Genomic DNA, 20,704 nt, shown 5'->3' with positions numbered 1-20,704 from the left:
GATTAACCTCTTTCTAAAATAGCGGCGTGATCTTGCTTCCTCTTTTGAAACAACTCGCTTCTATTCCTCTTTTAATGAATCGGTAGTTTTCTTATGCTTTCCTAGCTTGTAATAAAAGAGCTTCATTCTCCCAAAGTATATTATGAGGAGAATGAAGCTTTTAATTCTTTCCAGAAAGTAAAATAAAATATTTTAATCCTGGGCTAGAGGGATCGTTATCTAGCTTTGAATTCCCAAAACATGGAGCTAACTGTGAGCTCTTCACTTTGGTTTTTTAGATTTCCATAATGATTGGTAATACCATTGGACGACGTTTCGTTTTTTCATATAAGAATGGAGCTATGGTATCTGTAATTTCATTTTTAATTTCCGACCATTGTGTGGTGTGGCGCTCCATTACTTTTTCTAAATGCTTCGCAACAAGTTTTTGGGCATCATTAATAAGATCTTCTGATTCACGCATATAAACAAAGCCGCGAGAAATAATATCTGGACCTGCTTCAATTTTAAATTCTTTCATATTGATACTTACAACGACGATAACTAAGCCTTCTTCTGAAAGAATTCGTCTATCTCTAAGAACAATATTCCCAATATCACCAATTCCGCTTCCATCTACATAAATAGAACCAGATGGGATTTTACCTGCAATTGCAGCATGATCTTTTCCAAGAGCAAGAACATCCCCATTATCCATTATGAACGAATGGTTATCTTCAACCCCGCATAATTCAGCCAACTTCACATGCTCTTTTAGCATACGATACTCACCGTGAATAGGCATGAAGTATTTAGGTCTGATTAAGCGCAGCATAAGTTTTTGTTCTTCTTGACTTCCGTGACCAGAGGTATGAATATTGCTCAGTTTTCCATGAATGACATCTGCTCCAGCGCGGTATAATTTGTTAATTGTTCTACTTACACTAACAGTATTTCCAGGGATCGGTGAAGATGAAAATACAACCGTGTCTCCAGGAATTAATTGGATTTGTCGATGTGTTCCATTAGCAATTCGAGAGAGTGCTGCCATTGACTCGCCTTGTGAACCAGTGCAGAGGATCGTTACTTCATTTGCTGGAAGACGATTAATCTGGTTTCCTTCAATAAAAGTGTCTTTTGGAGCTTGGATATAACCTAACTCCAGTCCGATATTTATAGCGGATTCCATACTTCTCCCAAAGACAGCTACTTTACGATTATGCTTAACGGCTGCTTCAACAACTTGCTGGAGTCGGTAGATATTGGACGCAAAGGTAGCAAAGATCAGTCTGCCATCAACTCGGCTGAATATATCTTGGATACTTTCACCAACGACACTTTCTGACATTGTAAATCCAGGTACTTCACTATTTGTACTATCGGATAGAAGACACAATACACCTTCTTCACCAATCTGAGCCATTTTTGCAAGATTTGCTGGTTCTCCAACAGGAGTAAAATCAAATTTAAAATCACCTGTATGCACAATATTTCCTGGCGGTGTTTTTACAACCAGTCCAAATGAATCTGGAATACTGTGTGTAGTACGGAAAAAACTAACGGAAGTTTTACGGAATTTAATAACATCATCTTCTTGAATAGGAATTAACTTCGTACTTCGTAATAAACCATGTTCTTCTAATTTATTACGGATTAAACCGATTGCTAATTGACCGGCATAAATTGGCACATTAATTTGTTTTAATAAAAACGGAATTCCACCAATGTGGTCTTCGTGACCATGTGTAACAAAAAGACCTTTAATTTTATCTTGATTTTGTACAAGATAGGTGTAATCCGGAATGACATAGTCGATACCAAGAAGTTCATCTTCTGGGAACTTAATTCCCGCATCGATGAGGATAATTTCGTCTTGGAATTGAACTGCATACGTATTTTTGCCAATTTCCCCAAGTCCACCCAGGGCAAAGACAGCAGTCTGATCATTTTTTACAAACTTCATTGTTATACATTCTCCAATTCGAAATTACCAGTACTTTTTTCGTATTCGAGATGTGCCCCATCTAATACTTGAATGTACTCAATATTAATTTTACGGTCACTAAGTTTCGATCTTACTTCTCTTACGGAATTAGCTTCTACATAAAGACTTTCCGTACGTTCTCTTATAGGCACTTCTGTCTGTGATGCCTGATATAATACTTTATAAATCATTTCATCTCTCCTTTAAAATTTAAAAACTTTTTTGTTAGGGTTATTATTCGATGTGTTTTATTCCGTTATAAAAGGTAAGTTTCCGTCAGCTCACCTGCAAAATGGCTTTTCTTATAAGATTGATATTGTTGTTCGGCGATTAATTATTTATAAGTAGTTGGTACGCGCCCCTCTTTGCCTAGTAAATCCTTTAAACGTTTTTTGAGTTTTTCTTTAAGACGTTTCAGCATAAGGACTCACTTCTCCTTCCGATATTATAGAAAAGCAAATTTAACCCTCTACCGTCCAATCCTCTTATCTATAGTATAGTACGAAATTGGAAATAATTAAATAAAAAACGATAAATTATAAAAAATAATCCATAAATCGAATCGTATAAACTATTCCTATCATCGTCTAAATCAGCAAATTTATACAAGGCTGCTATTCATTTCAAAATACAATAATCATATTATTTCTATTGCGTTATCTGGGATTGCAAAAGGGTTGTCTTCATTAATTCGATCAAAAAACATAATGCCATTTAAATGATCAATTTCATGTTGAAAAACAATGGCTGGATAATTTTTAAGTCGAAGTTTGACTGGATTATCGTTCATATCTGTTGCTGTGATAGTGATACGAGCGTGTCTTGGGACATACCCTTCTATAACACGGTCTACAGATAAACAGCCTTCTCCACTTTGTAAGTAAGCTTGTTCTACAGAATGACTAACTATTTTAGGATTAGCTAACCCCATACTGTATTTTTTTCCTTTACTGTCTTCAAAATGCAGTGCAATTAATTGTTTTTCAATGCCAAGTTGTGGAGCAGCTAAACCAACGCCGGCTCTTAGATCATACTTCTCGGCAATCTTTTCATCTTGACTGTTTTTTAAAAATTGCAGCATATCTTCTAATAACTTTTTATCTTCTAGTGATAATGGAACCTCTACATCTGCTGCTTTTGTTGTTAAAGAAGGATGTCCTTCTCTGACAATATCTTTCATTGTTATCATATTTACGACTCCTTTATATATATTTTACGTCACATTAACAAATTATGTTTGACAAGTCTGTTGCCTATAGTAACATATATTTTATATTATGATGATATTACTTATTATAAGATAGGAAAAGAAGATGTAAAAGCTTTTCGCTCTTTCCTTTCCTGACTATAATTCATTATGTTACAATTTGAAGCATACGATTTATGATTATTTGAACAAGCTTTGGATAAAAAATGAAATAGACATATTGGAGGTTTTTTTGTGTCAAAAAAGTATTATTTATTTGCTATTATAGTTTCATCTTTATTTTTAGTTGTGGGATGCAGCAGTAAATCTTCTGAGGAAAAAATATATGATCATTTAGAAGAAGCTATCCAATTAGAAGAAGGGTACGAAGCAAAACAGCAGGAGATCGGTGAACTTGAATTAAAAGAACAAGACTTATATGCCGAAATAGAAGGTCTTGATATGGATCATTTTGATAAAATTCAAGAATTATCTCAGGAAGCAATTTCTGTAATTGATGAAAAGCAAGAGAAGCTTAATGAAGAAAGAGAAAGTATTGAAGCATCAGAGGAAGAATTCGTCAAAATGGAACCTCTGATTTCTGACTTAGAAGAGGAAAGCTTGCAGCAGCATGCAGAGGAAATGTTTAAGCTTATGTCAGACCGCTATACAGCATATTATGAGTTGAATGATATTTACCAAACCTCTGTAGAGCAAGAAAAAGAATTGTATGAAATGTTGCAGCAAGAAGAACTTGAACAGGAAGATGTAACAAGTCACATTGAGGCACTTAACGAAAATTACGTAAAAATTATCGATTTAAATGAAGAGTTTAATCAATTAACAGTCAATTATAATGAAGCAAAGCTCGCATTTTATGAAGCGGCTGATTTCAATGTGAATTTTGAAGAAGAAACAGATGCAGAAACAGAACAATAAATAAAATATTAGAAGCTCCCATATGGCATTTATGACAATGGTATATAGGGGGCTTTTAGTGTGAAAAAAATCAAATACTAATTGATCTAATTTTAAGGTGAATTAGTAAATATTGCTTTTTTATTATTCCAGGCCTTAATAATTTTGTGGGAAACTAATACAGTTTTTTCGCCTACTAATACAGTTTGAAATGGGAGGTTAAAATTTAAGAAACTATACAGAGAATATATTATTATTCAAGAAACAAAGTGATTGACCATCCTAAAAAAATGAGCTAAGATAGGAAAGGATTAAAAATTGTATTACTTTCTATTACTCGTCCTTTTAGAACAGTAATGATATAACAGCACAACTCATGAAATCCTGCAATAGGGTACAAGAATCAGTATGTAATTTTATTGTTTAAGGGTAGAATAGATAAAGAATACTTAATTTTGATATAAGAAAGGAAGAGGTGAATCATTTTGAAACAGGTACTTGAAAATATTGAAAGCCAATTCGAAATGTTCCAAGTTCTAAATGAAGATGGAAAAGTTGTAAACAAAGATGATCTCCCTGATTTATCAGATGATGAATTGAAGGAGTTAATGAGACGTATGGTGTATACCCGTATACTTGACCAACGTTCCATTGCACTTAATCGTCAAGGACGTTTAGGTTTTTATGCTCCAACAGCAGGACAAGAGGCTTCTCAGTTAGGTAGCCAATTTGCATTAGAGCAAGACGATTTTATTTTACCAGGGTATCGTGATGTTCCACAGCTAATTTGGCAAGGACTTCCGTTATATCAAGCTTTCTTATTCTCTAAAGGACATTTTCATGGAAACCAATATCCGGATGAATTAAGAGCGTTAAGCCCACAAATTATTATCGGTGCGCAGTATGTTCAAACAGCTGGCGTAGCGTTAGGTTTGAAAAAACGCGGTAAGAAGAATGTGGCAATTACTTATACTGGTGACGGTGGTACTTCTCAAGGTGATTTCTACGAAGGAATAAACAATGCTGGTGCATATAAAGCTCCTGCAATTTTTGTTGTGCAAAATAACCGTTTTGCTATTTCTGTTCCAGTAGAAAAACAAACAAATGCAAAAACATTAGCTCAAAAAGCTGTTGCAGCTGGAATTGAAGGAATTCAAGTAGACGGTATGGATGTTTTAGCTGTATACGCTGCAACCAAATTTGCTCGTGAGCGTGCGATTGCTGGTGAGGGCCCAACCTTAATTGAAACGTTAACTTATCGTTTTGGACCACATACAATGTCTGGTGATGATCCAACTCGTTACCGTACAGAGGAATTAGATAAAGAGTGGGAGAAAAAAGATCCACTAGTTCGTTTCCGTAAATACCTAGAAGGTAAAAAACTTTGGTCTGAAGAAGATGAAAACAAAGTAATCGAAGAAGCGAAAGAAGATATTAAAAAGGCAATTAAACAAGCAGAACAACAACCTAAACAAAAAGTTACAGATTTAATTGAAAATATGTTTGAAGAGCTTCCAACTCATTTACAGGAGCAAAAAGAAATTTATCAAGCAAAGGAGTCGAAATAAATCATGGCACAAATGACAATGATTCAAGCAATCACTGATGCAATGCGCGTAGAATTGAAAAATGACGAAAACGTGCTTGTATTTGGTGAAGATGTTGGACAAAATGGTGGAGTTTTCCGTGCTACGGAAGGTCTTCAAGATGAATTCGGCGAAGATCGTGTATTTGATACGACTCTAGCTGAATCAGGAATTGGCGGTTTAGCCATCGGTTTAGCAATGGAAGGATTTCGTCCGGTTCCAGAAATCCAGTTTTTCGGCTTCGTTTATGAGGTAATGGATTCTATCAGCGGTCAAATGGCCCGTATACGTTACCGTTCTGGCGGTCATTACAATGCGCCAATCACTGTTCGTGCTCCTTTTGGCGGCGGTGTTCATACACCTGAATTACACGCAGACTCTCTGGAAGGTCTTATTGCACAACAACCAGGTGTAAAAGTAGTTATTCCTTCTACACCGTATGAAGCTAAAGGACTGTTAATTTCAGCAATTCGCGACAATGATCCGGTTGTATTCTTAGAGCATATGAAACTTTATCGTTCTTTCCGTGGCGAAGTTCCAGAGGATGCTTATACTGTAGAACTTGGAAAAGCTGATGTAAAACGTGAAGGATCTGATGTAACATTGCTTGCTTATGGCGCAATGGTTCATTCCTCTTTAAAAGCTGCTGAAGAATTAGAAAAAGACGGTATTCAAGCTGAAGTAATTGACTTACGTACTATTTCTCCAGTAGATTATGAAACCATTTTAGAATCTGTTAAGAAAACAAATCGTGTTGTTTTTGTCCAAGAAGCACAACGTCAAGCAGGTATTGCTGGACAAGTTATTTCTGAAATTCAAGAAAGAGCAATTCTACATCTAGAAGCTCCTATTCTTCGTGTTACTGCTCCGGACACAGTTTATGCATTTTCAGATGCAGAAGAAGTTTGGTTACCAGACCATAAAGATATTGTTGAAAGAGTGAACGAAGTAATTAATTTCTAATTTTTAGGAGGTCCAATCATGGCATTTAATTTTAAATTACCGGATATCGGTGAAGGAATTCACGAGGGAGAACTCGTTAAATGGTTCGTTAAAGAAGGCGACGAAGTAAAAGAAGACGACGTTCTTTGTGAAATTCAAAATGATAAATCTGTAGTTGAAATTCCATCCCAAGTCGATGGAACAGTTACTAAAATTCATGTAGCTGAAGGCGAAGTTGCTGTTGTAGGCGATACTTTGATTTCATTTGACGCTGAAGGTTATGATGATGAAGAGGAAGATACCAAGGCTGAAGATACTGCTTCGGAAGCAAAAGAAGAAAAAGCAGACAACAGTGCTGCAGAAGCTTCTAACGATGCAAGTGAATCTGATGATAAGCGTGTTATTGCAATGCCATCTGTTCGTAAATTTGCACGTGAAAATGATGTGAACATTAAAGATGTACAAGGTTCTGGTAAAAACGGCCGTATTACAAAAGAAGATATTGAAAACTTCTTAAGTGGAGACCAGAAGGAAGCTTCTTCTGAATCTGCAGAAGAAATCAAATCTGAAGATACAAAAGCTCAAACTCCACAAGGTCAGTATCCTGAAACCCGTGAGAAGATGACTGCAATCCGTAAGTCAATTGCGAAATCTATGGTTAACTCTAAATCTAAAGCTCCACACGTAACTTTGATGGACGAAGTGGAAGTAACAGAATTAGTAGCACACCGTAAGAAATTTAAAGCTGTTGCAGCTGAGCAGGATATTAAATTAACTTACTTACCATATGTAGTTAAAGCATTGGTTTCTGCATCTAAGAAATTCCCAATCCTTAACTCGTTCATTGATGATGAAACCGACGAAATTGTAGAAAAACACTATTACAATATCGGAATTGCTGCAGATACAGATCGCGGACTGCTAGTTCCTGTTGTAAAAGATGCTGATAAAAAATCTATCTTCCAAATTTCTAGTGAAATCAATGAATTGGCAGTTAAAGCTAGAGATGGTAAACTAAAACCAGATGAGATGAAAGGCGCATCCAATACGATTTCTAATATTGGTTCTGCTGGTGGTCAATGGTTCACTCCAGTATTGAATTACCCAGAAGCAATTATTCTTGGAATTGGTCGTATTGCGGAGAAACCTGTTGTTCGTGATGGTGAAATTGTCATCGCGCCAGTTCTCGCTGTATCTTTAAGCTTTGATCATCGTATCGTTGACGGTGCAACTGCTCAAAACGCATTGAACCAAATCAAACGTTTATTGAATGATCCACAATTAATTATGATGGAGGCGTAAGTCATGGTAGTAGGAGATTTCCCGATAGAAGTAGATACACTTGTCGTTGGTGCTGGTCCAGGAGGCTATGTTGCAGCTATCCGCGCAGCACAGTTAGGACAAAAAGTTACAATCGTTGACAAAGGACCTTTAGGCGGCGTTTGCTTAAATGTTGGATGTATTCCTTCTAAAGCACTTATTGAAGCTGGTCATAAATACCAAAATGCTCAAGGTGCTGAAGATCTTGGAATTAAATCAGAAAAAACAACAATTGACTTTTCTAAAGTACAGGAATGGAAAGCTTCTGTTGTAAATAAACTTACTTCAGGTGTACAAGGCCTGCTAAAAGGGAATAAAGTAGACATTGTTAAAGGTGAAGCTTATTTTATTGATGAGCATTCAGTGAAAGTTGCTGATGATAAAAACTCTCAAACATATAAATTTAACAATTGTATTATTGCTACAGGTTCTACACCGATTGAAATTCCTTCTTTCAAATTCTCTGAAAGAGTATTGGATTCTACAGGCGCATTGAACTTGAAAGAAATCCCTAAAAAATTAGTTGTTATCGGTTCTGGTTATGTAGGAACAGAGCTTGGTACTGCTTATGCAAACTTCGGTACAGAAGTAACATTCTTAGAAGGTGCGAAAGATATTCTAGGTGGATTTGAAAAACAAATGACACAAGTTGTTAAAAAGTCTCTAGATAAAAAAGGCGCTAAAATTATTACCGAAGCAATGGCTAAAGGTGTAGAAGAAACAAAAGACGGAGTAAAAGTTTCTTATGAAGCGAACGGTAAAGAAGAAACGATTGAAGCAGACTACGTACTTGTTACTGTAGGTCGCCGTCCAAACACAGATGAACTTGGCTTAGAACAACTAGGCATTGAAAAAGACGACAGAGGTTTGATTAAAGTTGATAATCAAGGAAGAACTTCTGTTAATAATATCTATGCAATCGGTGATATTGTACCTGGTCCTGCTTTAGCTCACAAAGCATCTTATGAAGCAAAAATTGCTGCAGAAGCAATCAGTGGCGAGAAATCAGCAGTTGACTATAATGCAATTCCTGCAGTAGCATTTACAGAGCCTGAATTGGCAACTGTAGGGCTTTCAGAACAAGCAGCTAAAGATGCTGGATATGATGTGAAAGCTGCAAAATTCCCATTTGCTGCTAACGGTCGTGCATTATCTCTAAATGCTACAGAAGGTTTCTTAAAACTTATTACCCGTAAAGAAGATGGACTTATCATTGGTGGACAAATTGCAGGTCCAAATGCGAGTGATATGATTTCTGAAATTGGACTAGCTATTGAAGCTGGTATGACAGCTGAAGATATTGCATTAACTATCCATGCTCATCCAACGCTTGGCGAGATTACAATGGAAGCTGCAGAAGTTGCATTAGGTACACCAATCCATACAATGTAATTTGTACGCACGCATTTAAAAAAAGACATGCTAGAGTAACATAGACTCAGCATGTCTTTTTTGTATTTTGTTTTATCACTCCATAAACGTCCGTCCCCATTGAAGAATTTACACTAATGTACTGAAGTAATGTACTGTGCATTTCGTTAATGCATGCATTATTGACTCATAAAAGGGGTTGACTCGTATTTTATTCTTCTCGGGCAAAAAATACCCTTACAATGTAGTAACTCTTCTCTGAATGCTTATTATCCTTTAATAATAATCAATAGATAATTTGGTTACTTGTACTGACAATCGATTCAAGTGTATCCATAAGTTGTCCGCGTGATGCGGTTTGCTCAACAGAAAAAATAACGGAATCATCTTTAAGTAAGTAAAAGCTATTATGAGCTAACGTATAATCTGATGGTAAATCTTGATTGTTCATGGTGTGCTTCTCAGGGCTCGAAATCTCTTTAGGGTACTTAGCCTTTAAATCAATAAATGCATTCATATAGCTACTATTATCTTCCTCTGGTGGTACATATATAACCTGATAATCAGTAAATTGAAATTGTATAACTTGAATATTCTCTTCCGATTGGCAACTATTTAATACCGGCATAATAAAAATTAATAGTAGAATGATGCCGAATTTTTTCATGCTATGTCACCTCTTCCCGCAAATAAAAACAAGTGTCTGGTTGCTTTTATTTTCGTACGATATGCCTAGCTTAACAAATATATTTTAAGAATTTACAGATGTTATTAAAAAGTAAAGAAAATGATACTGCTGTAACATTCTCTTGTAGCAATATGTAATACTTTAAATAAAGCGTAAAAAAAGTAAAGAAAATGGAATTTCATTCAATCCCGCGGTTACTTAAGTGATTCAGAAGTTTTCATCTAATCTTCCACCTAAATAGATTTATTTTGAAAATTGGAATTTTTATGGACCGAGATTAGTGATAAAATGTAAATAGTACATATTATAGAGCCTATTCCATGGAAGAGGCTGAGACAAAAGTGTTTTGCAACTCCCGACTATCATTTGTGCGAGTACCTTATTTGGAAATTTCCTCCGCTTGTAACAGTGCTTAATCCGTAAATAGTTAATGATTTAGACGCAAAAGGCAGGTTTATTATATAGGCTTTAAAAGTATTTGTTCTTTTAGTATCTCAAATTATGTGCACATCTCCTTGTTAAATGAAGTTTCACTTTATCTCCAGACATCTATATATTATTCTCCTTTCCCAAAAAATCGTACCATTCATCAAAATCCAGCCCCCATTCTATCCTGTTTCCCTCTCTTCATTCAAAATCTGATGCAGCAACGCAATTTCTCCCATATGCTTAATCAAAAAAAATGAGGAGTAATTTTTATGGAGGCTTTTGAAGATTTATTAATTAAGCTGATCAAAGCGGATACATGGGTACAGTATGTAAGCGTGTTTCTTATTTCTATAGTACTTTTTTTGAATCCTATGTAGCCATTTCAATTGGGGTTGTATTAGGTTTTCCCAGTATTCAGATTGTACTAGCGCACTCTTGCCGATTGGTTGTCTGTATTGGTGTTCATTTGGCTGATTTCTGGTCTGCGCAAGAAAATGGCTGGAAAGACAAATAAAGGAAGTAAGCGGAAAAAATGTGCGCAAAATATATTCAATAAATATGGAGTTGCAGGTTTATCCTTTGCGGGTCCGATTATTTTTTATTACGTATCTGCAGCAATTTCCTGCATCAGGGGCAAAAAAAGTGTATGTGAGTATTTGGCAGACAATAAGCATAGAATCCTGGTCTGTTGCATTGGGAGTAGCATTTCATTATGGTGTCAATCTTCTGGAATACCTTCCGAAACTGAACCCATTTTCATAGGGGAAAGCCCAAGTGATAAACGAAAGTTGGAGGTTTGGTTTATTTCCTGGGTAATAATCTGGGGATGATAAAAGTTTTTAATCAGAAAGTTATATGTGAACCACATGGGAATTTTTATCTGGTTCTATCATATATTGCAAATTTTTAATAAGGAGAAGAAACATGATGAAAAAATAAAACAAAAGGTTTAACCGTACTGATAATCTTATTTGCGATTATTCCATTTCTGGTTATCTATGACCCTTTGTCAAGAGCTATTCCTACATTGCCAAATTATGAAGCTCCCGGTTTTGATGGATAGCAGGAAAGAAGAGATGAGTTGGCTGGCTATATTTCCAAATTATCATATTCATTATGGGATTGCTCAGTTCTATGATAACGAACCTTTTCTTTCTTATTTAGCTGTACCTGTCATTTGGATGGCAGCGGTAATTATATAAAAAGCATCATTATAATTAGGAGAAAAAAACAGCAGCAGAATCGAGACCACTGAAAATCTTATAGAGAATATTTCCATAATCCCTTTTAGTTCTATGCCAATTAGACCGTAGTAGACTACCATCTTTCCTAGCTCTATTAGCATATTGTTTAGCTTCTAGACGATACACTTTCTTTTTATCCCAACCTTATTGAAGGATGTTTCGTTTTATGTCGTGATAAAAATAAAAAAGGTACCCCTGCGCAGTAATTATACTATGCTCAAGGATACCTTTTTAAAGAGGACTCGTTTAGAATATGCACGTAAAAGTAAGTCCTTTTGTCAAAAACGAACCATTATTTCGTTTTATTGTATAAATGCCCCCGCCTTTTTCTTTCTATATTAGCAGCATCTGCTTTCAATGTTTTTAATAAGGAGAGTACAATTAAAATCATTATAACTGAAAATGGTAAGGCAGCAATAATGGAAGCGGTCTGCAATGCACCTAGTCCACCTTGCCATAACAAAACAGCAGCAGTTGCTGACTGAATAACTCCCCAAATTAACTTCACTTGATTAGGGGGATACAAGCTTCCTCCTGTTGTTTGCATACCAAGCACAAAAGTGGCAGAGTCTGCAGAAGTAATAAAGAATGTTGCAATCAATAGAATAGATACTAATGAGAGTACAGTTCCTAACGGGAAGTTTTCAAGTAAAGAGAAAAATGCTACTTCTTCACCGAATTGGGAAATTTGTCCAGCGATATCTGTAGTTCCTTGTAAATCATAGAACATCGCTGTTCCACCAAATACCGTAAACCATAGTGCACCGAAAATAGTAGGTACAAGTAAAACACCAATCACAAATTCACGAATTGTACGACCACGAGAAACACGGGCAATAAATGTTCCTACAAATGGGGCCCAAGCTAACCACCAAGCCCAATAGAACAGAGTCCAATTATTAATCCATTCCGTATTGCCATCTCCAAAAACATCTAATCTTAAACTCATACTAGGGAAATTTTGAATGTAATTTCCTGCAGTATTTGTAAATAGACTTAAAATATAATCAGTCGGTCCTAAAAATAATATAAGGAGCATTAAAGCAATTGCAAGTACGATATTTGCATTACTAAGGATTTTCATCCCTTTATTGACACCACTTAATGTGGAGATAATAAATAGTAAAGTTACAATCACGATAATAATTAATTGTAGCCAAATACCGGAGTTAAGACCAAAAACATAGGATAGCCCTCCGCTAATCTGAATTGCACCAAAACCTAAAGAAGTAGCTACACCAAATACGGTAGCAAATACGACTAGTGTATCAATTGCTGTTCCCCATTTTCCTTTTACCTTATCACCGAAAAGCGGAATTAAAATAGAACTTACTAACCCTGAAGAATTATGTCGGAATTTAAAATAAGCAAGAGCTAAGCCGACAAGCGCATAAATTCCCCATGGGTGGAATCCCCAATGGAAAAAGCTATATTGCATCGCGACCATAGCTGTTTCTGTTGTTCCAAGTTCTCCATAAGGGGAACTGTCAAATAAATGTAGTACTGGTTCTGCAGTGCCCCAGAAAACAAGACCAATTCCCATCCCAGCACTAAATAACATAGCAAACCAACTAATATAACTAAATTCAGGTTTGTCTTCCGGTTTCCCTAATTTTATCGTTCCGTACTTGGAAAAAATTAAGAAAACAGAAACACCGATAAATAGAGTAGCCACAATTAAATAATACCAACTAAAATGAGTTACAATAAATGTTTGGATTATACTTGTAACATTGTCTAAATTAGCATTTGGTAATACACTTGGCGGGACAATGCCCCATGCAATAAAAATAAGTACGATTACTAACGAAATCCAGAAAACGTTCGTTATTTTCTTCACTAATCATTCCTCCTTGTGTTCTTTAGTAAAGTCCCCATATTGGTAAGAAATACACATTACATTCTTACTTTTTTAAATGTCTCGCACAATTGCTCATTGTAACATATTAACCTATAATTAAACTAGTAAACTATCATGAAAAGTGGAGGTTTTTGTAGAATGTTCAGGAAAAGAAGTTTTATTCTTACGTTGATTTTCGTCCTTGGGATGCTTTCTGCCTGTAATTTTGGCGGTGAGAATGAAAGTAGTGGCGAACAAACAGAGAATCAAACTGAAAACACAGAAGCCAAAGAAGAAAAAGGGGGAAATGATGCGTCTAGTCAATCTGAAGAGTCAGATAAAGGTGATGCGGAAACAGATGAGGCGCCAGATACAACGGAAGAAGATACAGAGCCGGCTTACTATGTATCCGAAGAAACAGCATCTATCATTCCTATTGATGATGCAAACGAGGATGTAGTGCTCCTTACCATTGACGACGCGCCAGATAATTATGCTTTAGAGATGGCTGAAACGTTACAAGAGAAAGGCGTAAAAGCAATTTTCTTTGTGAATGGTCATTTCCTTGAAGATGAAGAAGGAAAAGAAAAATTAAAAAAAATCCATGAGATGGGATTTCCGATTGGCAATCATACATACTCTCATCCTGTTTTACCTGATATCTCTGAAGAAGAACAGACAGAGCAGATTGTTACTGTAAATGATCAAATTGAAGAGATTATTGGAGAGCGTCCTAAATTTTTTCGGGCACCACATGGCGCAAACACAGATCATACGAGGGAGTTAGCAAGGCAGGAAGGAATGCTTCTAATGAATTGGACTTACGGATATGATTATTTTGAGCCTTATGAGGATGCTGATAAACTGAAAGAGGCAATGATAACTGGTGAAGGCCCTGAAGTGGATGTGAATTATTCATTGTTGAAGCCGGGAGCAAATTTATTAATGCATGACCGTGAATGGACAACTGAAGCTCTAGGAGACATTGTTGATGGTCTTCAAGATCAAGGCTATGAAATTGTCGATCCTCATTTAATTGAAACATTAGAATAAGGAAATGGAGGGGAATTTATGTTCCAAACGAGGATAACGAAGCTGTTAAATATCAAATATCCAATTATTCAAGGGGGACTAGCTTATTTAGCATATGCTGATCTTGCTGCCGCGGTAAGTAACGCAGGAGGGCTCGGCCAGGTTACTGCAATGAGTTTACCCTCGCCAGAAAGTTTACGAAATGAAATTCGCAAAGTAAAGCAATTAACCAATCAACCGTTTGGTGTTAATTTTGCGATTGGTCAGCACGGCAGAAAATTTGACCATATGGTAACTGTTGCAATTGATGAACAGGTTCCCGTTGTATCCGTAACAGGTGGAAATCCTGCAGGTGTGATAGATATGTTAAAAGATCATCCTATAAAAATACTCGTGTTGGTTGCCTCTGCTAGACAGGCTCTCAAAGCACAGGAATTAGGAGCAGATGCTGTGATGGTGGTAGGACAAGAAGGTGGGGGCCACTTGGGCAGAAGTGACACAGGAACCATCGTCCTTACCCCTCATGTAGTGGACCAGCTTGAAATCCCTGTAATTTCTTCTGGCGGTATTGTTGATGGAAGAGGTTTAATGGCAGCATTAAGTCTAGGAGCAGAAGGAATTGAAATGGGGACAAGATTTATAGCAACAAAAGAAGTTCAAACGCATATGAATTATAAACAGGCTATCTTGTCCGCTGATGAAGGAGATACAGTTGTGATTAAACGTTCTTTAGGAACGCCAGCAAGAGCTTTACGAAATGCATTTACGGATAAAATTCTCTCGCTAGAAGAAAAGTATGGGAACGATTATGAGCAATTAAAAGCTTATATTAGTGGAGAAGTAAATCAAAAGTATATCCAATCTGGCGAGGATTCATTAGGTTTTGGCTGGGCTGGTCAGGCTGTAAGTCGCATTCATCAAATTTTTAGTGTGAAAGAATTAATGGACTCTATTATGAATGAAGCGGAGCAAATTAGAGAAAAATGGAGTCAGAAAGAGGTGTGAAGATGAGTTACTCGTATCCAATGGATGAAACTTGGACTACGGAAGAAATTGTTGATGTGGTGAATTTTTTTACTTTGGTTGAGAAGGCATACGAAAAAAATGTCCGGCGAACGGATCTTCTTCATTTATATCGTCGTTTTAAGGAAATTGTTCCTTCAAAAAGCAGAGAAAAACAATTGTTTGAGGAATTTAGGCGATCCTCAGGATATTCCAGTTATCACGTTGTAAAAAAGGCAAGGGAGTCTGAGGAAACGGTTATCTCTATGTGATAAAAAAATCTACCCTAACGATAAAAGTCTAGGGTAGATTTTTTGTTTATGCATCTCGGCTGTCTATTGCCAATCGATATAGCGGAAGAAGCTGATCGTATGTTTTTGTAATTGTTGAGAATAATTCCTTATCATTTTGTAAAATGGGATTATCATATGCAAGGTGTTGACCAATTAAAAACTCAGCTTTCTTTACATCCCGGAAACGTTCTAAATCTTTAAGAGATAACGCTTCTAATGAAATTGCATCTTTTTTCGTATGATCTAGCGATACCACAAACGATTTTGGAAGACGTTTTATATCATCGTAGTGCTCCAAATAACTTTCCGCAATTTTTTGTTTGTTTGGCAATTCATAAATAAGTGCCAGCCAAATAAATAAATGGTCATCAAATAGACCAACTTGGAAATGAGGATGCTTTTTATAGCCTCTTTTATTGTCTGCTATGGCTAACCAAGTATCCTTAGGAGGATTGACTGTTCGACGTGCATGTTTAGCAATATGTAAATAAAGCTCTTGGTCTAGTTTTTCTGATAAATAAGCTGCAAGCTCTTCACCAATGGCTTGAAATTTCGGCTGTATTCTATTCTGAATAGCTTCCATACGTTCATCTAATCCATCGATTAAAAATGTTTGAAAATCTTCTTTTGTAAAGTGATGTAATTCCACAATCGACATCCTTTCTTTAATATCAAAACTTATCTTCATTATTATTCTTTATCTAGGAAGAAGTCAAGCAAGATAAATAAAGAGGTTTCAGCATTTTAAATAATGGGAACAGATAGATAACAATAAATTGTTTTTAAATTTTAGGTGAACAATTTATTCGGTAATTCATAGTATATAGCAAATACATGAAACGAAAGTAATCAACACAAGGAGTGATAGGATGAAATATGTTATGGAAGCTCTTCGTCGAAAAGAAGCAGAAGAACTTTTGCCTGTCATAAAATTAGAAATTGATTATGAGCTAGCAACATTGTACGAGGCTATGCAAGAAGAGGATACTGTACAAATTATAAAATCAAAAGAGAGACTAAAGCAGCTTAGAGAACAATGGGTTAGTCTCAAGGAATAATGTTACACCATGTTGCCCTAATATATTGCCGCCTTCAATTAAGGAGGGAGCGTATTAGGGTAAGTTTGTTGATAGGATAACTTGAATTTCAGATAACAGGATTTAAATGAAAAAAATTCTGGCATTGGTATAATGGATAGGAGTCTGATAAAATAAATCCATATGGAGTTTTTGGAGGCGATATAGAAATGGATCAGCAACAAAGACAGGAGATTTATGAAACAGCAAAAAATTGGATATATGAAGCAGGAGAGCAAATCCGTGAGCATATGAATGAACCATTAGGAATTGAAACCAAGTCCAACGCCAATGATTTAGTAACAGTTCTTGATAAACAAACGGAAAAGTTTTTTGTAGACCGGATTCATCAGGTTTATCCAGATCATCATATTATCGGAGAAGAAGGATTTGGAGATACATTAACCAATGTAGATGGGACGGTATGGATTATTGATCCTATTGATGGGACAATGAATTTTGTTCATCAAAAGCGTACATTTGCCATATCAATTGGTATTTTACATAATGGTGTTGGTGAAATTGGATTTATTTATGATGTTATGGGCGATATACTATATCATGTGAAGCGCGGAGAGGGTGCTTTTAAAAATGATGTGCAATTAGCTCCATTAGATAAAGAAAAGAAACTTTCAGAATCCATCATTGGCATGAATCATTTTTGGCTATGTGAAAATAGGTTGGTAGACTATACTGTTATGCAAAAATTCGTACGTACGGTAAGAGGCACGCGCTCACATGGCTCAGCGTCATTAGAATTAGCATATATTGCTGAAGGTGTACAAGACGCCTACCTTGCTTTAAGTCTTTCACCGTGGGATGTAGCAGCGGGAATTATTTTAAATCAAGAAGTAGGAGGCATTACAGGAGATATTGACGGGAATCCTTGGAATCCTCTAAAAAGATCATCCATCTTAGTTGCTAATCCAGCAATTCATGATGAAATAGTAGGATTTATAAAGGAAGGAAGGAAATAATTATCCCTTCCTTTTTTTCTTTCTAGACATGGCAAATCCAAATGTAGAAAACGCTAAAATAATACATAAAATGATAGCCCAAATACTTCGGAAAGCAATTGCTAAGCCAACTAAGATAAATAGCAGAACGACTAGTAATGCCAATAATAGCATTGGAATGTCTATTTTTTTCATTTTTCAACCGCCTTTATAATCTGTCCACGAATTAGTATAAAGGATAAAGTGAAGAACTTCAAAAAACAGACATACAATTTTTCATTTTTCCCTAGTCATATGTAAGCACTTTTAGTATGATTAAAGAAGCGTATAGATAAGGTGGCGGGTGAGTAATGGTATTGGACTATATACTAGATTTAAATGGAACAGAAAATATCTTTTGGATTTTTTATGTCATCAATTTGATTCTTTCTGCAATAGCATATCAATTAGGTTTTGCTAAAAAACTGCCTATTGGAAAAAATATCATTGTCTATTTATTATTGATGATTGGTACATTTATAGTAACTATCTTTTCAACTGTGATGAGAATGCCAACAGTTGAATGCTTAATTATTATCATATTCGTATTAGGGATTTATCGTTTTCGGTTACATCGTGAAAGAAAAAGCCGTAGAGAAGATATACAAGAAAATAATGCTTAAAACAAAAGCAGAGAACCGTTACGGCATCTCTGCTTTTGTTCTTATCTAGGAAATTATAAAATTTGAATCTGTGAATAACTTAGTTACATAAGCAGCCACGTCTAGCTCCAGCGCCCAGCGACTAGCGAGACTTCCCTCACCTCCGTACGATAAGTCAACATCGACTCCCTAAGGTCGTCGTGTTTCCTTTATCTCCTACGGCTCAGTCCAGTCCGTACGTCGCTACCCGGGCGCTCTGCGCTTTTGTTCTTATCTAAAGGAAATATTTTAACTTACAAATGTAACATTTCGTTGTAATCTGAAATCTAATCTTAGCCGGATAATCATAGGTATCAGGCTATAAGTAGTCGTCTACTTTTTTCGTTTCTTGGTATACTCGAAATTTGCCTGTTGCCAATCTTTTTTTTGTATTTTCTTCAATGCGCTTATAGCAATGTACACATAAATGAATATTTTTCCTGCGATTGCGTAATCTTTTTGCATGTAGTGAATTATTTTCTATTTCTTCTACTTTATCGCATATGGTGCATTTAACCTGCATTTTTCCACCCCAATTCGGCAAAATTAGTAAATTGGTATCTTACATCAGTATAACATGTTTTTAGGTTTGAAATAAATAATCAAAGTTTGAAAAATGAAAGAGCGGGAACAATACAACTAAACAGATAGCTGTATTTTTGAAAGGGTGATTTTATGAAAAAGAGGTACGTTGTATCAGCTTTAGGGGTAGTCGGAGCTGGAGTTGCTAGTATTCTGTTGTCCGATAGAAAAAATCGAAAAGATGTAAAATCAACTGCAGATACACTGAGAGTGTTTGAAAACGCAGGAAAACCGGACGAATCTACAGATATGGAATTGGATCAGTTAGAAAATGCGAAGATGGTTTCAGAAGGGTCACAATTCGGAGTGCAATACTACAATGAAAATAAGGATAAGATAAGTAAGGACCTGAAGAAAAACTAATGGAAGATAAATTACAAAGCCCTCTACTCTTATAGAATGTAGAGGGCTTTGTATTATCTGCTTAATGCACATAAATTTCCTTAATACGTTTAATTGGATTACTTTGGTTAGAACCATCTTTAAAATAAAAATGTACAGGCCCGTCTTCACGTAAAGGCTTTCCTTCGAGTGAAAATAGTAAATAGCCATTTTTAGCATCTTCTAGCGTTACTTTTTCGTTATTGCCATCACTTTTAATAAATTCTACTTCTGTAGCATCTGCTTTGGGCTCGGAGTTATTTAGAAAATCATGCAATGGTATCACATAACTATTTTTTAAGTATTCCTCACCTTCCATTTTAGAGATGCTTCGATTTACAGGTGGTTTCTGAAAAATAAAATCATTAGATTCTTTTTCTTCTCTCTCAATAAAAGCATTTTCTAATTCAATTTTTCTATCATCAAAAATCCATACAGTTGGATCAAGCGTGATAGGATATCCGACATTTCCTTTAATCATTACGATCATGGCATTTTATCCCCCTAAATTGTTTCCATTATGTATTTATGAAACACTTCCGATTGCAATTTACACTTACTTTCTATTTAAGGATAGCAAAGATTGCACTGACTTTCATCTATTTTAAATTGGATTAAAAACGAATGATTGATATTTTGGCCGTCCCCCTGAAGACCATTGCGCTTTCCGGTAGGAGTTTCCGTGTTTTCCCAATCTATCTAGTTATTAGTTTCATATTTTTCCCTTTTCAACCATGAGTTTTGGGGTTAACCCGTTATTTAGAAACGAATTAATAGAATAATTTTAATAATTTAGCTGAGTAAAATTTGCATTTTTGCGCTTGTAGCGATAATATTGTATCAAGAACGATAAAATGCGGAGGGGATTATATTGATGCCTGATGTAACGATTAATCATTGTGAAAAAGCCCACGCTCTTTTAAAAGCTGATGCTGATAAGATACTTCGTTTAATCGAGGTTCAGATAGAAAATTTAACAATGCCACAATGTCCTGTATACGAGGACGTACTGGATACACAAATGTTTGGCTTATCTAGAGAAATTGATTTTGCTGTTCGCTTAAACTTAATTACAGAAGAAGAAGGACGAAATCTTTTAGAAAACCTAGAGAAGAAGCTTAATATTTTACATGAGGCATCACAAAAGTCATTGTGATGATAATCCTGTAAATGTGACGGTACCAAATTAAAACTTTGCCAATTAAAGAGCGGCAA

General features: G+C 35.8%; 24 protein-coding genes. 15 read left to right on the top strand and 9 right to left on the bottom strand.

The genetic code is table 11. From position 1 onward, the window contains the following. Positions 1-274: 274 nt before the first annotated feature. The 3 genes from rnjA to def all read right to left on the bottom strand — a co-directional run bounded on the left by rnjA (position 275) and on the right by def (position 3,152). On the bottom strand, positions 275-1,942 hold the full coding sequence (rnjA, locus tag KI343_RS04605) for a ribonuclease J1 (protein WP_212925265.1): 1,668 nt from the start codon (positions 1,940-1,942) through the stop codon (positions 275-277). A 2-nt stretch (positions 1,943-1,944) separates the two neighbouring features. Next, on the bottom strand, positions 1,945-2,154 hold the full coding sequence (locus tag KI343_RS04600) for a DNA-dependent RNA polymerase subunit epsilon (RefSeq protein ID WP_212925264.1): 210 nt from the start codon (positions 2,152-2,154) through the stop codon (positions 1,945-1,947). A gap of 446 nt (positions 2,155-2,600) precedes the next feature. Further along, positions 2,601-3,152 (bottom strand): peptide deformylase, encoded by a 552-nt coding sequence (gene def, locus KI343_RS04595; protein ID WP_212925263.1) that lies wholly within the window; start codon positions 3,150-3,152, stop codon positions 2,601-2,603. Positions 3,153-3,404: 252 nt separating this feature from the next. Here def and KI343_RS04590 point away from each other — a divergent pair, with 252 nt between their 5' ends. The 5 genes from KI343_RS04590 (at position 3,405) to lpdA (ending at position 9,307) form a co-directional block, all read left to right on the top strand. After that, on the top strand, positions 3,405-4,088 hold the full coding sequence (locus KI343_RS04590; protein WP_212925262.1) for a YkyA family protein: 684 nt from the start codon (positions 3,405-3,407) through the stop codon (positions 4,086-4,088). A 464-nt stretch (positions 4,089-4,552) separates the two neighbouring features. Beyond that, a complete protein-coding gene (gene pdhA / locus KI343_RS04585; RefSeq protein WP_212925261.1) occupies positions 4,553-5,635 on the top strand; it encodes a pyruvate dehydrogenase (acetyl-transferring) E1 component subunit alpha in 1,083 nt (360 codons plus the stop codon). 3 nt (positions 5,636-5,638) lie between these two features. After that, positions 5,639-6,616: an alpha-ketoacid dehydrogenase subunit beta gene (locus KI343_RS04580; protein ID WP_212925260.1), complete on the top strand. Its 978-nt coding sequence runs from the start codon at positions 5,639-5,641 to the stop codon at positions 6,614-6,616. An 18-nt stretch (positions 6,617-6,634) separates the two neighbouring features. Beyond that, positions 6,635-7,897 carry a dihydrolipoamide acetyltransferase family protein gene (locus KI343_RS04575; RefSeq protein ID WP_212925259.1) on the top strand — a complete coding sequence of 421 codons (1,263 nt, stop codon included), beginning with the start codon at positions 6,635-6,637 and terminating at the stop codon, positions 7,895-7,897. Positions 7,898-7,900: 3 nt separating this feature from the next. Continuing rightward, the gene (lpdA, locus tag KI343_RS04570; protein ID WP_212925258.1) at positions 7,901-9,307 is read left to right on the top strand and encodes a dihydrolipoyl dehydrogenase; all 1,407 of its coding nucleotides are present in this window, start codon (positions 7,901-7,903) and stop codon (positions 9,305-9,307) included. Positions 9,308-9,572: 265 nt separating this feature from the next. On the opposite strand, the gene KI343_RS04565 is transcribed toward lpdA, so the two are convergent. After that, a complete protein-coding gene (locus KI343_RS04565) occupies positions 9,573-9,953 on the bottom strand; it encodes a hypothetical protein (protein ID WP_212925257.1) in 381 nt (126 codons plus the stop codon). A gap of 766 nt (positions 9,954-10,719) precedes the next feature. Between KI343_RS04565 and KI343_RS04560 the strand changes: the two genes are divergently transcribed. Beyond that, on the top strand, positions 10,720-10,917 hold the full coding sequence (locus KI343_RS04560; RefSeq protein WP_212925256.1) for a hypothetical protein: 198 nt from the start codon (positions 10,720-10,722) through the stop codon (positions 10,915-10,917). A 562-nt stretch (positions 10,918-11,479) separates the two neighbouring features. Further along, positions 11,480-11,605 carry a hypothetical protein gene (locus KI343_RS20320; RefSeq protein WP_280530111.1) on the top strand — a complete coding sequence of 42 codons (126 nt, stop codon included), beginning with the start codon at positions 11,480-11,482 and terminating at the stop codon, positions 11,603-11,605. A 334-nt stretch (positions 11,606-11,939) separates the two neighbouring features. On the opposite strand, the gene KI343_RS04555 is transcribed toward KI343_RS20320, so the two are convergent. Continuing rightward, a complete protein-coding gene (locus KI343_RS04555; protein WP_212925255.1) occupies positions 11,940-13,487 on the bottom strand; it encodes a glycine betaine uptake BCCT transporter in 1,548 nt (515 codons plus the stop codon). 159 nt (positions 13,488-13,646) lie between these two features. Here KI343_RS04555 and KI343_RS04550 point away from each other — a divergent pair, with 159 nt between their 5' ends. Genes KI343_RS04550 through KI343_RS04540 form a run of 3 tightly spaced genes read left to right on the top strand, consistent with a single transcriptional unit; the run spans position 13,647 to position 15,793 of the window. Next, complete coding sequence (locus tag KI343_RS04550; protein WP_244856733.1) at positions 13,647-14,540, top strand: polysaccharide deacetylase family protein; 894 nt, start codon at positions 13,647-13,649, stop codon at positions 14,538-14,540. An 18-nt stretch (positions 14,541-14,558) separates the two neighbouring features. Continuing rightward, entirely contained in the window at positions 14,559-15,524 is a 966-nt protein-coding gene (locus tag KI343_RS04545) for an NAD(P)H-dependent flavin oxidoreductase (RefSeq protein WP_212925254.1), read from the top strand. Between the two features lie 2 nt (positions 15,525-15,526). Continuing rightward, a complete protein-coding gene (locus tag KI343_RS04540; protein WP_212925253.1) occupies positions 15,527-15,793 on the top strand; it encodes a UPF0223 family protein in 267 nt (88 codons plus the stop codon). Between the two features lie 46 nt (positions 15,794-15,839). Here the strand turns inward: KI343_RS04540 and KI343_RS04535 are convergent, their stop codons facing one another. Then, a complete protein-coding gene (locus KI343_RS04535) occupies positions 15,840-16,463 on the bottom strand; it encodes a YktB family protein (RefSeq protein ID WP_244856731.1) in 624 nt (207 codons plus the stop codon). Positions 16,464-16,683: 220 nt separating this feature from the next. Between KI343_RS04535 and KI343_RS04530 the strand changes: the two genes are divergently transcribed. Together KI343_RS04530 and KI343_RS04525 are read left to right on the top strand one after the other, a co-directional pair. Then, positions 16,684-16,872 (top strand): hypothetical protein, encoded by a 189-nt coding sequence (locus KI343_RS04530; protein ID WP_212925252.1) that lies wholly within the window; start codon positions 16,684-16,686, stop codon positions 16,870-16,872. A gap of 188 nt (positions 16,873-17,060) precedes the next feature. Further along, the gene (locus KI343_RS04525) at positions 17,061-17,867 is read left to right on the top strand and encodes an inositol monophosphatase family protein (protein WP_212925251.1); all 807 of its coding nucleotides are present in this window, start codon (positions 17,061-17,063) and stop codon (positions 17,865-17,867) included. Here the strand turns inward: KI343_RS04525 and KI343_RS04520 are convergent, their stop codons facing one another. Further along, complete coding sequence (locus KI343_RS04520; protein WP_212925250.1) at positions 17,868-18,041, bottom strand: DUF5325 family protein; 174 nt, start codon at positions 18,039-18,041, stop codon at positions 17,868-17,870. Between the two features lie 155 nt (positions 18,042-18,196). Here KI343_RS04520 and KI343_RS04515 point away from each other — a divergent pair, with 155 nt between their 5' ends. Beyond that, entirely contained in the window at positions 18,197-18,508 is a 312-nt protein-coding gene (locus KI343_RS04515; RefSeq protein ID WP_212925249.1) for a YlaH-like family protein, read from the top strand. Positions 18,509-18,845: 337 nt separating this feature from the next. Here KI343_RS04515 and KI343_RS04510 read toward each other — a convergent pair whose 3' ends face one another. Beyond that, on the bottom strand, positions 18,846-19,049 hold the full coding sequence (locus KI343_RS04510; RefSeq protein WP_212925248.1) for a YlaI family protein: 204 nt from the start codon (positions 19,047-19,049) through the stop codon (positions 18,846-18,848). A gap of 152 nt (positions 19,050-19,201) precedes the next feature. On the opposite strand from KI343_RS04510, the gene KI343_RS04505 reads away from it, so the two are divergent. Beyond that, positions 19,202-19,471: a hypothetical protein gene (locus tag KI343_RS04505; protein WP_212925247.1), complete on the top strand. Its 270-nt coding sequence runs from the start codon at positions 19,202-19,204 to the stop codon at positions 19,469-19,471. Positions 19,472-19,532: 61 nt separating this feature from the next. Here KI343_RS04505 and KI343_RS04500 read toward each other — a convergent pair whose 3' ends face one another. Next, positions 19,533-19,979: a hypothetical protein gene (locus tag KI343_RS04500; protein ID WP_212925246.1), complete on the bottom strand. Its 447-nt coding sequence runs from the start codon at positions 19,977-19,979 to the stop codon at positions 19,533-19,535. Between the two features lie 384 nt (positions 19,980-20,363). Here KI343_RS04500 and KI343_RS04495 point away from each other — a divergent pair, with 384 nt between their 5' ends. Beyond that, the gene (locus tag KI343_RS04495; protein ID WP_212925245.1) at positions 20,364-20,645 is read left to right on the top strand and encodes an Fpa/YlaN family protein; all 282 of its coding nucleotides are present in this window, start codon (positions 20,364-20,366) and stop codon (positions 20,643-20,645) included. The last annotated feature ends 59 nt before the right edge of the window (positions 20,646-20,704 follow it).

The sequence above is a fragment of the Oceanobacillus sp. J11TS1 genome (genome assembly GCF_018333215.1).
Classification (GTDB): Bacteria; Bacillota; Bacilli; order Bacillales; family Amphibacillaceae; genus Oceanobacillus.
Note: the sequence above shows the minus strand (reverse complement) of the source record. Positions and strands in the feature narration are given on the sequence as shown.

Coding starts and splice junctions, on each gene's coding strand:
- KI343_RS04515 (WP_212925249.1), top strand. CDS start 18,197: ATGGTATTGGACTATATACTAGATTTAAATGGAACAGAAAATATCTTT.
- rnjA (WP_212925265.1), bottom strand. CDS start 1,942: ATGAAGTTTGTAAAAAATGATCAGACTGCTGTCTTTGCCCTGGGTGGA.
- KI343_RS04565 (WP_212925257.1), bottom strand. CDS start 9,953: ATGAAAAAATTCGGCATCATTCTACTATTAATTTTTATTATGCCGGTA.
- KI343_RS04510 (WP_212925248.1), bottom strand. CDS start 19,049: ATGCAGGTTAAATGCACCATATGCGATAAAGTAGAAGAAATAGAAAAT.
- KI343_RS04530 (WP_212925252.1), top strand. CDS start 16,684: ATGAAATATGTTATGGAAGCTCTTCGTCGAAAAGAAGCAGAAGAACTT.
- KI343_RS04495 (WP_212925245.1), top strand. CDS start 20,364: ATGCCTGATGTAACGATTAATCATTGTGAAAAAGCCCACGCTCTTTTA.
- KI343_RS04545 (WP_212925254.1), top strand. CDS start 14,559: ATGTTCCAAACGAGGATAACGAAGCTGTTAAATATCAAATATCCAATT.
- KI343_RS04550 (WP_244856733.1), top strand. CDS start 13,647: ATGTTCAGGAAAAGAAGTTTTATTCTTACGTTGATTTTCGTCCTTGGG.
- KI343_RS04520 (WP_212925250.1), bottom strand. CDS start 18,041: ATGAAAAAAATAGACATTCCAATGCTATTATTGGCATTACTAGTCGTT.
- KI343_RS20320 (WP_280530111.1), top strand. CDS start 11,480: ATGAGTTGGCTGGCTATATTTCCAAATTATCATATTCATTATGGGATT.
- KI343_RS04560 (WP_212925256.1), top strand. CDS start 10,720: ATGGGTACAGTATGTAAGCGTGTTTCTTATTTCTATAGTACTTTTTTT.
- KI343_RS04505 (WP_212925247.1), top strand. CDS start 19,202: ATGAAAAAGAGGTACGTTGTATCAGCTTTAGGGGTAGTCGGAGCTGGA.
- KI343_RS04540 (WP_212925253.1), top strand. CDS start 15,527: ATGAGTTACTCGTATCCAATGGATGAAACTTGGACTACGGAAGAAATT.
- KI343_RS04500 (WP_212925246.1), bottom strand. CDS start 19,979: ATGATCGTAATGATTAAAGGAAATGTCGGATATCCTATCACGCTTGAT.
- KI343_RS04575 (WP_212925259.1), top strand. CDS start 6,635: ATGGCATTTAATTTTAAATTACCGGATATCGGTGAAGGAATTCACGAG.
- KI343_RS04525 (WP_212925251.1), top strand. CDS start 17,061: ATGGATCAGCAACAAAGACAGGAGATTTATGAAACAGCAAAAAATTGG.
- def (WP_212925263.1), bottom strand. CDS start 3,152: ATGATAACAATGAAAGATATTGTCAGAGAAGGACATCCTTCTTTAACA.
- lpdA (WP_212925258.1), top strand. CDS start 7,901: ATGGTAGTAGGAGATTTCCCGATAGAAGTAGATACACTTGTCGTTGGT.
- KI343_RS04600 (WP_212925264.1), bottom strand. CDS start 2,154: ATGATTTATAAAGTATTATATCAGGCATCACAGACAGAAGTGCCTATA.
- KI343_RS04580 (WP_212925260.1), top strand. CDS start 5,639: ATGGCACAAATGACAATGATTCAAGCAATCACTGATGCAATGCGCGTA.